Genomic DNA, 12,319 nt, shown 5'->3' with positions numbered 1-12,319 from the left:
GTTTGTACTGTCTCAGGACGGTACTTTTGCGGTAAAGCCTTTGAACAATGAAAAACAGTTGCCTGGCCGGATTGGCAACCTGAGGAGTAAGCACTAGAGTATGCGCGCGCAAAACGGGCTTGAGCCGTTCGCACATCGTTGTCGCGTTTATTACGAGGACACCGATGCGGGCGGCATCGTGTATTACGTTAATTACCTCAAGTTTATGGAACGGGCTCGAACCGAGCGGCTCCGGGAGCTGGGCTTTGCCCAGTCGGCGCTGGCAGGGGAGGACCTGTTGTTCGTCGTGCATTCCAGCGAAGCGCGTTACCACGCGCCGGCGCGACTGGACGACGAGCTTCTGGTAAGCGCTGATGTAATCGAATTGAACCGTGCCAGCCTGCGCTTTCGACAGCAGGTCAGGCGGGCAACGGATAATGTGCTGCTCTGCGAAGGGCAGTTTCTGGTGGCCTGTGTGCGCACTAACAGTTTGAAACCCCGGGCCCTTCCCGAAGACCTGCGTGCGGCCTTTGCCGACGCGGTCGGCACGGGTACACACTCAAAGCAGGAGATAAAGCGTGGAAGCTAACGTCGTCGACCATTCCTCCATGTGGAGCCTGGTCAGCAATGCCAGCATCGTGGTGCAGTTGGTAATGTTGACCCTGGTGGCCGCATCGGTGACCTCATGGATCATGATCTTTCAGCGCAGCAACCTGCTGCGCGCCGGTCGACGTGCCCTGGAGAGCTTCGAGGAGCGCTTCTGGTCGGGTATCGACCTGTCCAAACTCTACCGTCAGGCCGGCAGCAACCCGGATCCGGATTCGGGCGTCGAGCAGATCTTCCGTGCCGGCTTCAAGGAGTTCTCCCGTCTGCGTCAGCAGCCAGGCGTCGATCCTGAAGCAGTGATGGAAGGCGTGGCCCGTGCCATGCGCGTCGCCATCTCCCGCGAAGAAGAAAAGCTCGAGCAGAGCCTGCCGTTCCTCGCCACCGTGGGTTCCGTCAGCCCGTACATCGGTCTGTTCGGTACCGTCTGGGGGATCATGAACTCCTTCCGTGGTCTGGCCAGCGCCCAGCAAGCCACTCTGGCCACCGTGGCACCCGGCATCGCCGAAGCCCTGATCGCCACCGCGATCGGTCTGTTCGCCGCGATCCCGGCCGTTATCGCTTACAACCGTTTCTCTGCCCGCAGCGAAACCTTGCTGAGCCGCTACTACACCTTCGCCGATGAATTCCAGGCGATCCTGCACCGCAAAGTGCACACCAGCGAAGAATAAGCAGGTATTTTCCGATGGCTTTAATCACTCGAGCCCGACACAAGCGCAAGCCGGTCGCCGAGATGAACGTAGTGCCTTACATCGACGTGATGCTGGTGCTGCTGGTCATCTTCATGGTGACTGCGCCGATGCTCAATCAGGGCGTGAAAGTGGATCTGCCCAAGGTTTCCAGCGAAGCCTTGCCGCAGGACAACAACACCCAGGTGCTGACCATTTCGATCAAGTCGGACAAGACCTACTACTGGAACCTTGGCAGCGAAGTCGACACCGAGAAGCAGCAGGACCGGGCCATGACCCTGCCACAGATGACCGACGCGGTGACCAAGATCATTCGCGCCGGCACTGAAGGCGGCAAGCGTACCCAGGTCTTCATCCGTGGCGACAAGTCCGTCGATTATGGCTCCGTCATGGGCGCCATGGGCGGGTTGCAGAAAGCCGGGGTCGGTAACGTTGGCTTGATCACCGAGGCGCCCTGATGCAGCAACAGCGAGAGCCGTCCGCCTCGGAAAGCTACTTCTGGCCTAGTGTCTGGGCGATTGGCTTGCACGTGCTGGTGTTCGGCATGCTGTTCGTCAGTTTCGCCCTGACCCCGGAGCTGCCGCCGGCCAAGCCGATTGTCCAGGCGACCCTGTACCAGCTGAAATCGAAAAGTCAGGCAACCACCCAGACCAATCAGAAGATTGCGGGTGAGGCGAAGAAATCCGCCGCGCGCCAGACTGAAGTCGAGCAGATGGAGCAGAAAAAGGTCGAGCAGGAAGCGGTGAAGGCTGCGGAACAAAAGAAAGAAGAAGCGGCTCAAAAGGCCGAGGAAGCCAAGAAGGCCGATGAGGCGAAGAAAGCGGACGAGGCGAAGAAGGCTGATGAAGCCAAGAAAGCCGACGACGCGAAGAAAGCCGCCGAAGCCAAGAAGGCAGAAGAGAAACAATTGGCTGATATAGCCAAGAAGAAAGCCGAAGAAGAAGCCAAGAAAGCTGCTGAAGAAGAGGCCAAGAAGAAGATCGTCGAAGACGCGAAGAAGAAAGCCGCCGAAGACGCCAAGAAGAAAGCTGAAGCTGAAGAGGCGAAGAAGAAAGTCGCCGAAGACGCGAAGAAGAAAGCTGCTGCCGATGCTGCGAAGAAGAAAGCGCAGGACGCGGCACGTAAATCCGCCGAAGACAAAAAGGCTCAGGCCCTGGCAGATTTGCTTTCCGACACGCCGCAGCGCCAGCAGGCCTTGGCCGATGAGCAGGGCGATGAAGTCGCGGGCAGTTTCGATGACCTGATTCGTGCGCGGGCAGCGGAAGGCTGGGCACGTCCACCTTCGGCACGCAAAGGCATGACGGTTGTGCTGCAGATCGGCATGTTGCCGGACGGTACGGTGACTTCGGTCAGCGTGGCCAAGTCCAGTGGCGACGGTCCGTTCGATGCGTCGGCAGTGGCAGCGGTCAAGAATATTGGACGTTTGACGGAAATGCAGGGAATGAAGCCGAGCGATTTCGCTCCGTATCGTTCATTCAAGATGACATTCACACCTGAGGATCTAGCCTTGTGAGAAACCTTCTTCGAGGAATGCTGGTCGTGATCTGCTGCATGGCAGGGATCGCGATGGCGGATGAAAAGAACATTCTGGTCACCAGCGGCAGCGATCGGGCAACTCCGATCGCGGTCGTACCGTTCGGTTTCCAGGGCGGTGCCGTCCTGCCGGATGACATGGCTGAAATCATTGGTAACGATTTGCGCAACTCGGGCTATTACTCGCCGATTCCAAAGCAAAACATGATCAGCCAGCCAAGCCAGCCGAGCGAAATCATCTTCCGTGACTGGAAGGCGGTGGGCGCGCAATACATGATGGTCGGCAGCATCGTGCCGGCCGGTGGTCGTCTGCAGGTGCAGTGGGCTCTGTTCAACGTCGCCACCGAACAGAAAGTGGCTGACGGCAGTGTGTCGGGTACCACCGAACAGCTGCGTGACATGGCGCACTACATCTCCGATCAGTCGTTCGAAAAACTGACCGGTATTAAAGGTGCATTCTCGACTCGCCTGCTGTACGTCACAGCCGAGCGTTTCTCCGAGAAGAACACCCGTTACACCCTGCAGCGCTCAGACTATGACGGCGCCCGCGCCGTGACCCTGCTGCAATCGCGCGAGCCGATCCTGTCGCCGCGTTTTGCACCGGACGGCAAGCGTATCGCCTACGTGTCGTTCGAACAGAAGCGTCCGCGCATCTTCATGCAGAACATCGACACCGGTCGCCGTGAGCAGATCACCAACTTCGAGGGCCTGAACGGCGCGCCTGCCTGGTCGCCGGACGGTAATCGCCTGGCGTTCGTACTGTCGAAGGACGGTAACCCGGACATCTACGTGATGAACCTCGGTTCGCGTCAGATCACCCGCGTGACCGCAGGCCCTGGTATCAACACCGAACCGTACTGGGGCAAGGATGGTTCGACCATCTACTTCACCTCCGACCGTGGCGGCAAGCCGCAGATTTACAAGACTAGCGCCGGTGGCGGCGGTGCCGAACGTGTGACGTTCGTGGGCAACTACAACGCCAACCCGAAGCTTTCGGCGGATGAAAAGACCCTGGTGATGATCCATCGTCAGGACGGTTTCACCAATTTCAAAGTGGCGGCCCAGGATTTGCAGCGTGGAAGTGTAAAAATCCTCACTGATAGCACTCTGGACGAGTCGCCTACTGTTGCGCCCAACGGCACCATGGTAATCTACGCCACCCGCCAGCAGGGCCGGGGAGTCTTGATGCTCGTGTCCATTAATGGACGCGTGAGGCTCCCGCTTCCTACCGCTCAAGGCGAAGTCAGAGAACCGTCCTGGTCCCCTTACCTGAACTGACGCGGCGCTTTACGTTTTACTTAACACACTGGGGTTCATTAGGAGTTTCACGATGGAAATGCTGAAGTTTGGTAAATTTGCTGCGCTGGCTCTGGCCATGGCTGTAGCTGTAGGTTGCTCGTCCAAAGGCGGCGACAACGCCGGTGAAGGCGCTGTTGATCCAAACGCTGGTTACGGCGCAAACACTGGTGCAGTTGACGGTTCCCTGAGCGAAGAAGCTGCTCTGCGCGCAATCACCACCTTCTACTTCGAATACGACAGCTCGGACCTGAAGCCAGAAGCCATGCGCGCTCTGGACGTTCACGCCAAAGACCTGAAAGCAAACGGCGCTCGCGTTGTTCTGGAAGGCAACACCGACGAACGTGGTACTCGTGAGTACAACATGGCACTGGGCGAGCGTCGTGCGAAAGCCGTTCAGCGCTACCTGGTACTGCAAGGTGTTTCCCCAGCTCAGCTGGAACTGGTTTCCTACGGCGAAGAGCGTCCAGTTGCTACCGGCAACGACGAGCAGTCCTGGGCTCAAAACCGTCGCGTCGAACTGCGTAAGTAATTCGATATGCGAACGTGCCGTCGTGCTGTAACTGTTCTGGCTCTCAGCCTCGCGCCGCTTGCGGCGTGGGCTGCGGTTCCTGTGGTCGATGACAACTCCGGTTATAACAATAGCGGGAGCAGTTATCCGCCTGCAGGTTACGGTACGAACGGCGCCTATGCCGGGGGAGCGGCTTCGGCCCCTGCCTCGGCACAAGGCATGCTGTTCAACCAACTGCAACAAATGCAGGATCAACTGTCGCGCCAGCAAGGCGTGATCGAAGAACTGCAGAACCAAGTTTCGCGCATGAAGCAGGAATCCCTGGAGCGATACCAGGATCTTGATCGGCGCATAGGATCCGGCGTTGCACCTGCCGCGACTCCCGAGAATTCTTCTGCCGGTGGCGATGCAAGTGCTGCTGCCGGTGCCGCCGCTGGAGCCGGGGCCGCTGCGGCCGCCCAGGCACCTGCCGCGGGTGGCGAACCGGCTGATCCGGCCAAGGAAAAGCTGTATTACGATGCAGCTTTCGACCTGATCAAGGCCAAGGATTTCGACAAGGCCAGCCAGGCGTTTGCCGCTTTCCTGCGTAAATACCCGAACAGCCAATACGCGGGCAACGCCCAGTACTGGCTGGGTGAGGTGAACCTGGCCAAAGGCGATCTGCAAGGTGCAGGTCAGGCTTTTGCCAAGGTTTCGCAGCTGTATCCCAAGCACGCCAAAGTGCCGGATTCGCTGTACAAGCTGGCTGACGTAGAGCGCCGCCTCGGTCATACCGACAAGGTCAAAGGCATTCTGCAGCAGGTGGTGGCCCAATATCCGGGCACGTCCGCCGCTCAGTTGGCCCAGCGCGATCTGCAACGCATGTAACAGCGTTTGACCCGTTTGGAAGAAACCCGCGCTTGTCGCGGGTTTTTTCGTTAGAATTCACGCCCTTTTATGAAACACGCTTCTGGTGATCTACGCGTTGGCGGGGTTGCCTGAAGTGCCTGACGGAGGCGGACAGCCTGTTTAGCTGTTACGCCCGTGGCGACTATGCAAGACACATTGAGAATCACCGAAGTTTTCTACTCGTTGCAGGGGGAAACGCGGACTGCCGGGCTGCCCACGGTTTTTGTGCGCCTGACCGGTTGCCCATTGCGTTGCCAATACTGCGACAGCGCCTACGCGTTCAGCGGTGGCACGATCCGTACCCTCGACGACATCCTCGAGCAAGTGGCCGGCTTTCGCCCGCGCTACGTCTGCGTCACTGGCGGTGAGCCGCTGGCACAGCCCAATGCCATCCCTTTGCTCAAACAGTTGTGCGATGCCGGCTACGAAGTCTCGCTGGAAACCAGCGGCGCCCTCGACATCTCGGCGGTCGATCCTCGGGTCAGTCGGGTGGTCGATCTGAAGACGCCAGACTCCAAAGAAGCCCATCGCAATCGCTACGAGAACATCGAACTGCTGACGCCCAACGATCAGGTGAAGTTTGTCATCTGCTCGCGGGAGGACTATGACTGGGCGGTATCGAAGCTGATTCAGTACGGTCTCGAACGACGTGCAGGTGAAGTGCTGTTTTCCCCAAGTCACCATGACCTGAACGCTCGGGATCTGGCGGACTGGGTGGTGGCGGATAACCTGCCAGTGCGCCTGCAACTGCAGCTGCATAAATATCTATGGAATGATGAGCCGGGGCGCTGAGATGACTGAACAACTGAACACTAGCCAAAAACGTGCGGTAATCCTGCTGTCGGGTGGTCTGGACTCGGCCACTGTCGTGGCGATGGCCCGCGCTGAAGGCTACGCCTGCTACACCATGAGTTTCGATTACGGTCAGCGTTCCCACGCCGAACTGCATGCCGCTGCTCGCGTTGCTCGCGATCTGGGCGTGGTCGAGCACAAGGTGATCGGCCTGAATCTGAACGGCATGGGCGGCTCGGCCCTGACCGACACCAGCATCGACATTCCGGAAGAGTTGGGCGAAGGCATCCCGGTGACTTACGTGCCGGCGCGCAACACGGTTTTCCTGTCGCTGGCCCTGGGCTGGGCTGAAGTGCTCGGCGCCCGTGACATCTTTATCGGCGTCAACGCAGTGGACTACTCCGGTTACCCGGATTGCCGTCCCGAGTTCATCGAGTCGTTCGAGCGCATGGCCAACCTGGCAACCAAGGCTGGCGTCGAAGGCAATGGTTTCCGCATCCAGGCACCGCTGCAGAACCTGAGCAAGGCGCAGATCGTCCAGGCGGGCGTGAAGCTTGGCGTTGATTACGGGCTGACTGTTTCCTGCTATCAGGCCGACGATGACGGCCGCGCTTGTGGCAAATGCGACAGCTGCCGACTGCGTGCAGAAGGCTTCGCGGCGGCCGGAATCAGCGACCCGACACCTTATTTTTGATTATTTTTAAATTAGGTGTTGAATAGTCCTTAAAAATCAGTATTATACGCGCCACCACACAGCGGGTCGTTAGCTCAGTTGGTAGAGCAGTTGGCTTTTAACCAATTGGTCGTAGGTTCGAATCCCACACGACCCACCATATTTGGCGGTTTAGAAAATCCGGAAGGCCCACGAAAGTGAGGATTTCCGGGTTTTTTTTTGCCTGCGATTCGGGCATCCCTCCCTTCGTTTCTTCCCGCCGTGACGCAGGTCAGAATCATCTTTTGTATCAACGGGATATTCTGTAGCCTTGCGCAGCTTCAATGCTGTCCGTGCCTGATAATACTCACTCTCCCGGCGGTACCCTCAAGCGGTCCGGAGCCGGGTGTATACTCGACTTTCGCGCGAATGCGCCTGCAGGTCTTGCGAACATGACGCAGATTTCCGAACGCCTTCTGGTACAAGCCCACCTCGATGCCAAGCAGCCCAAGCCGCTGACAGCCGAGGAAGAGGCTTATTACCGTTCCGCCATCGCCGCCGAGCTCAAGGCTCAGGACGCGGTGCTGGTTGCCCACTTTTATTGCGATCCGATCATCCAGGCCCTCGCCGAAGAAACCGGCGGTTGTGTTTCCGATTCCCTGGAAATGGCCCGCTTCGGCAACGCCCACCCGGCCAAGACCGTGGTGGTTGCCGGCGTGAAATTCATGGGCGAGACCGCGAAGATTCTCAACCCTGAAAAACGCGTGCTGATGCCGACCCTGGAAGCGACCTGCTCGCTGGATCTGGGTTGCCCGGTGGACGAGTTCTCGGCGTTCTGCGATCAGCATCCGGAGCGCACCGTGGTGGTGTATGCCAACACCTCGGCCGCGGTCAAAGCCCGGGCCGACTGGGTAGTGACCTCCAGCTGCGCACTGGAAATCGTCGAGAGCCTGATGGACAACGGCGAAACCATTATCTGGGGCCCGGACAAGCACTTGGGCACCTACATCCAGCGTAAGACCGGCGCCGACATGTTGCTCTGGGACGGTGCCTGCATCGTCCACGAAGAGTTCAAGTCCAAGCAGCTGGAAGACATGAAAGCGCTGTACCCGGACGCCGCCATTCTGGTGCACCCGGAGTCGCCGACGTCGGTGATCGAACTGGCGGACGCCGTCGGTTCCACCAGTCAGCTGATCGCTGCCGCTCAATCGCTGCCGAACAAGACCCTGATCGTCGCCACCGATCGCGGCATCTTCTACAAGATGCAGCAGCTGTGCCCGGACAAGGTCTTCATCGAGGCGCCAACCGCCGGTAACGGCGCGGCGTGCCGCAGTTGCGCACATTGCCCGTGGATGGCCATGAACACCCTTGAACGCACGCTCAAGTGCCTGAAGGAGGGCTCGAACGAGATCTTCGTCGACCCGGCTCTCATTCCTCAGGCGATCCGCCCGCTCAAGCGCATGCTCGATTTCACTCAGGCCGCGCGCATGAAACTGGCCGGCAACGCCTGACCTTGCGACGCAAACAAAAACGCCCCGATTGATCGGGGCGTTTTTGCATCTACGGGTTTATTTGGCTTTCTTCGGAATTCGCACGAGCTGCGTGTCGGAGTAGATGTCATGCCAGGCGCGTTTCTGTTTGTCGAACAGCGACCAGAAGAACCCCAGGCCCAGGCACAGCCACGACGCAATCGACACCATGAACCGCAGTAACGCCTGCCACAGGCTGATCGCAGTGCCATCGGCGTTCTGCACGCGAATGCCCCAGACCTGCATGCCCAGGGTCTGCCCGGCGTGGGTCCAGAACTTGGCAAAGAAGCCGAACAACACCAGCAGCAGCACCGTGGAGTACAACGGATCGCCATCCAGTTGCCCGGCGTCGGTCAGAACCCGCAGACGCTCCTCACCGATGATCGCGGCCTGGATCATCTTGTAGACGCCACCCGTCACGATCAGCAGGGCAGTGCACAGCAGAAAGTCATAGAACATCGCTGCCAGACGACGGCCCAGGCCGACGGCGGGGAAATCGCCCTGGGGAGTGAGCAGGTGTTTCGACATGGCAGCCTCTGGACGGAAAGTGAAGCGCCATTTTACGGATTTGCGCCCACAAAAAAGCCCCTGATATCAATATCAGGGGCTTTTTCGTAACAGAAATCAGGCTTCTGCGATGACTTCGTCAGCTTGCATGCCTTTCTGGCCCTGCACTGCAACGAAGGTCACTTTCTGGCCTTCTTTCAGGCTCTTGAAGCCGTTGCCCTGAATGGCGCGGAAATGCACGAACAGATCCGGACCGCTTTCTGGAGTGATAAAACCAAAACCTTTCTCGTCGTTAAACCACTTGACGGTACCGCTCTGACGTGTGGACATTTCTTATTTCCTTTGACGCATAAATTGATGACAGTCTCTTTCTCATGAAAGAGTACTGGGGCTGGTTGCAGGAGAGTAAGAAGACGTCGAACGGGATGTAGCTAACTTGTAGGCTACTGCCCAGGTCACGATTCCAAGCTGACCCATGCAAACACAGTGGACAAACTCTACGCCAACTACGGGAGGAAAAACAAGCCCTGTGAAGGCCCCGGTTTTCCTGCGCTTGCTGGCACTTAGTCGGTCCACTAGTCCGGCTTATTCGATTGGCTTGTTCAATTGTTTTCGAACGTTATAAGCCAAGTTCATATTCGAATCGAATGTAAACGGAGTGCACTGTTTTATGGCGATTGCGTTACACATTAGTGCACGCATAACGCAATCGCGTTACTTATAGAAACAGTCAATCAACCACGATAGTAGCGTTGTGGAACAAATGGCATTTTGCTTACAAGCAATGGCACCTTTTTCCCACGAACAATCGCCCAAACTGGCGTGTCGAGCGCGACGTAGGCGCTGTCCAGGTAACCCATGGCCAGCGGGCCGCCCAGGGTCGGGCCGAAACCGCCGCTGCACACGCTGCCGATGATCTCGCCCGCTTCGTTGACGATCTCTGCACCTTCACGGACCGGCGTACGCTCTTGTGGCAGCAGGCCGACGCGTTTGCGCTGAACGCCGTTTTGCTGTTGAGCGAAGACCTGTTCTGCACCCGGGAAGCCACCAGCGCGGGCACCGTCGGCACGCCGAGGCTTGGAGATTGCCCACAGCAGGCTGGCTTCGATCGGGGTGGTCTCGGTGTTCATGTCGTGGCCGTACAGGCACAGGCCGGCTTCCAGACGCAGCGAGTCACGGGCGCCGAGGCCGATGGCGGCGACTTCCGGTTCGGCCAGCAGGGCGCGGGCGAGTTTTTCCGCGTCGGCTGCCGGAACCGAAATTTCGAAACCGTCTTCACCGGTGTAGCCCGAACGGCTGACAAAGCAGTCAACGCCCAGCAGCTTCACGCGGGTGAATTGCATGAAAGTCATTTTCGCCACTTCCGGCGCCAGGCGTGCCAGCACGGTCACGGCGGCCGGGCCTTGCAGGGCGAGCAGGGCGCGTTCTTCGAACAACGGCTCGATCTTGCACTGGTCGCCGATGTGTTTCTGCAGATGGGCCAGGTCCTGGTCCTTGCACGCGGCGTTGACCACCAGGAACAGTTCGTCGTTGCCGAGGTTGGCGACCATCAGGTCATCGAGGATGCCGCCGGTTTCGTTGGTGAACATCGCGTAGCGCTGCATGCCCACCGGCAGGTCGATGATGTCCACCGGTACCAGGGTTTCCAGGGCTTTGGCGGCATTGGCGCCGGTCAGGCGGATCTGGCCCATGTGCGAGACATCGAACAGCCCGGCCTGCTCACGGGTGTGCTGGTGTTCTTTCATCACGCCCAGCGGGTATTGCACCGGCATGTCGTAGCCGGCGAACGGCACCATGCGGGCGCCGAGTTCGATGTGCAGAGCGTGCAGCGGGGTTTTCGACAGTTGTTCGGTGGACATGCGTGACTCCTTGATTCACACCAACCCTCTCCCGGAGGGAGAGGGGGCCAGTTTTGTGTTTTCTCCCAAAGGGAGAGAGATTTGATGGCGTAATCAGCACTCGATAATGTTGACCGCCAGACCGCCACGGGCGGTCTCCTTGTATTTGCTTTTCATGTCGGCGCCGGTCTGGCGCATGGTGCGGATGACCTTGTCGAGGGAGACGAAGTGCTGCCCGTCTCCGCGCATGGCCATGCGCACGGCGTTGATCGCCTTGACCGAACCCATGGCGTTGCGTTCGATGCACGGCACCTGAACCAGCCCACCAATCGGGTCACAGGTCAGACCGAGGTTGTGTTCCATGCCGATTTCAGCGGCGTTTTCCACTTGTTGCACGCTGCCGCCGAGGACCTCGCACAACGCCCCGGCCGCCATCGAACAGGCCACGCCGACCTCGCCCTGACAGCCGACTTCGGCGCCGGAGATCGAGGCGTTTTCCTTGTACAGAATGCCGATGGCCGCGGCGGTAAGCAGGAAGCGCACCACGCCGTCATCGTTCGCGCCGGGAATGAAGCGCATGTAGTAATGCAGCACCGCAGGGATGATCCCCGCTGCGCCATTGGTCGGTGCCGTGACCACGCGCCCGCCGTTGGCGTTTTCTTCGTTGACGGCGAGGGCGTAGAGGTTGACCCAGTCCAGCACCGACAGCGGATCGCGCAGCGACGATTCCGGGTTCTTGCACAGTTGCCGGTGCAACGCCGCCGCCCGCCGCTTGACCTTCAGGCCACCCGGCAGGATGCCTTCGTTGCGACAGCCGGCAGCCACGCAGTCCTGCATCACTTGCCAGATTTTCAGCAGACCGGCGCGGGTTTCCGCTTCCGGGCGCCAGGCGCTTTCGTTGGTCAGCATCACCTGGCTGATCGACAGACCATAGGTGGCGCAGTGACCGAGCAAGTCCTTGGCACTCTTGAACGGGAAGGTCAGCGGGGTGGCGTCCTCGACGATGCGGTCGGCGCCGGCCGCGTCTTCGTCGACGACAAACCCACCGCCGACCGAGTAGTACTCGCGGCTGCGGATCTGCAATCCCGCCGCATCGAAGGCACGGAAGATCATGCCGTTGGGGTGATAGGCCAACGGCTTGCGGATCATCGCCAGGTGTTCTTTCTCGTTGAACGCAATGTTGTGTTCGCCGAGCAGGTTCAAACGCCCGTTGCCACGAATCTCCGAGAGACGGGCGGCGACGGTTTCGGTATCCACGGTGTCCGGGTGTTCACCTTCCAGGCCCAGCAGCACGGCCTTGTCGCTGCCGTGGCCCTTGCCGGTGGCGCCGAGGGATCCATACAACTCGACCCTGACGCTGGTGGTGGCCGACAACAGGTTTTCCCGACGCAGGCCTTCGACGAAGCGCGCAGCTGCGCGCATCGGGCCGACGGTGTGGGAGCTGGAGGGGCCGATGCCAATCTTGAACAGGTCGAACACGCTTAACGACATGGTTGTTCTCC

14 protein-coding genes and 1 tRNA gene are annotated in these 12,319 nt (G+C 59.2%); 11 read left to right on the top strand and 4 right to left on the bottom strand.

The genetic code is table 11. The features are described from left to right. Positions 1-100: 100 nt before the first annotated feature. The 11 genes from ybgC to nadA all read left to right on the top strand — a co-directional run bounded on the left by ybgC (position 101) and on the right by nadA (position 8,454). Complete coding sequence (gene ybgC, locus AC1RT4_RS14750; RefSeq protein ID WP_007951203.1) at positions 101-568, top strand: tol-pal system-associated acyl-CoA thioesterase; 468 nt, start codon at positions 101-103, stop codon at positions 566-568. Beyond that, a complete protein-coding gene (tolQ, locus tag AC1RT4_RS14745; protein WP_007912733.1) occupies positions 558-1,253 on the top strand; it encodes a protein TolQ in 696 nt (231 codons plus the stop codon). The genes ybgC and tolQ overlap by 11 nt, the downstream gene beginning before the upstream one ends. Positions 1,254-1,276: 23 nt before the next feature. Continuing rightward, positions 1,277-1,729: a protein TolR gene (gene tolR / locus AC1RT4_RS14740; protein WP_162130475.1), complete on the top strand. Its 453-nt coding sequence runs from the start codon at positions 1,277-1,279 to the stop codon at positions 1,727-1,729. Continuing rightward, positions 1,729-2,784, top strand: a complete 1,056-nt coding sequence (gene tolA / locus AC1RT4_RS14735) for a cell envelope integrity protein TolA (protein WP_493085912.1) — start codon at positions 1,729-1,731, stop codon at positions 2,782-2,784. The genes tolR and tolA overlap by 1 nt, the downstream gene beginning before the upstream one ends. A 17-nt stretch (positions 2,785-2,801) precedes the next feature. Then, the gene (tolB, locus tag AC1RT4_RS14730; protein ID WP_166742344.1) at positions 2,802-4,082 is read left to right on the top strand and encodes a Tol-Pal system beta propeller repeat protein TolB; all 1,281 of its coding nucleotides are present in this window, start codon (positions 2,802-2,804) and stop codon (positions 4,080-4,082) included. Positions 4,083-4,134: 52 nt separating this feature from the next. Continuing rightward, positions 4,135-4,632, top strand: coding sequence for a peptidoglycan-associated lipoprotein Pal (gene pal, locus AC1RT4_RS14725; RefSeq protein ID WP_003178634.1), 498 nt, complete (start codon positions 4,135-4,137; stop codon positions 4,630-4,632). A 6-nt stretch (positions 4,633-4,638) separates the two neighbouring features. Next, entirely contained in the window at positions 4,639-5,478 is an 840-nt protein-coding gene (gene ybgF / locus AC1RT4_RS14720) for a tol-pal system protein YbgF (RefSeq protein ID WP_011335639.1), read from the top strand. 165 nt (positions 5,479-5,643) lie between these two features. Continuing rightward, the gene (gene queE / locus AC1RT4_RS14715) at positions 5,644-6,291 is read left to right on the top strand and encodes a 7-carboxy-7-deazaguanine synthase QueE (RefSeq protein WP_007951198.1); all 648 of its coding nucleotides are present in this window, start codon (positions 5,644-5,646) and stop codon (positions 6,289-6,291) included. Between the two features lies 1 nt (position 6,292). Continuing rightward, a complete protein-coding gene (gene queC / locus AC1RT4_RS14710; RefSeq protein WP_007951197.1) occupies positions 6,293-6,985 on the top strand; it encodes a 7-cyano-7-deazaguanine synthase QueC in 693 nt (230 codons plus the stop codon). A gap of 63 nt (positions 6,986-7,048) precedes the next feature. After that, positions 7,049-7,124 (top strand) — tRNA-Lys (locus AC1RT4_RS14705). Positions 7,125-7,395: 271 nt separating this feature from the next. Then, complete coding sequence (gene nadA, locus AC1RT4_RS14700; protein WP_085689392.1) at positions 7,396-8,454, top strand: quinolinate synthase NadA; 1,059 nt, start codon at positions 7,396-7,398, stop codon at positions 8,452-8,454. Positions 8,455-8,511: 57 nt separating this feature from the next. Here the strand turns inward: nadA and AC1RT4_RS14695 are convergent, their stop codons facing one another. The 4 genes from AC1RT4_RS14695 to AC1RT4_RS14680 form a co-directional block, all read right to left on the bottom strand. After that, the gene (locus AC1RT4_RS14695; protein WP_007951195.1) at positions 8,512-9,000 is read right to left on the bottom strand and encodes an RDD family protein; all 489 of its coding nucleotides are present in this window, start codon (positions 8,998-9,000) and stop codon (positions 8,512-8,514) included. A gap of 96 nt (positions 9,001-9,096) precedes the next feature. Next, positions 9,097-9,309, bottom strand: a complete 213-nt coding sequence (locus tag AC1RT4_RS14690; RefSeq protein WP_007951194.1) for a cold-shock protein — start codon at positions 9,307-9,309, stop codon at positions 9,097-9,099. Between the two features lie 404 nt (positions 9,310-9,713). Next, positions 9,714-10,838: a glycine cleavage system aminomethyltransferase GcvT gene (gene gcvT, locus AC1RT4_RS14685; protein WP_085606610.1), complete on the bottom strand. Its 1,125-nt coding sequence runs from the start codon at positions 10,836-10,838 to the stop codon at positions 9,714-9,716. Positions 10,839-10,931: 93 nt separating this feature from the next. Further along, positions 10,932-12,308 (bottom strand): L-serine ammonia-lyase, encoded by a 1,377-nt coding sequence (locus AC1RT4_RS14680; protein ID WP_493085908.1) that lies wholly within the window; start codon positions 12,306-12,308, stop codon positions 10,932-10,934. Positions 12,309-12,319: the final 11 nt, after the last annotated feature.

The sequence above is a fragment of the Pseudomonas sp. GW821-FHT11D10 genome (assembly GCF_058808435.1).
Note: the sequence above shows the minus strand (reverse complement) of the source record. Positions and strands in the feature narration are given on the sequence as shown.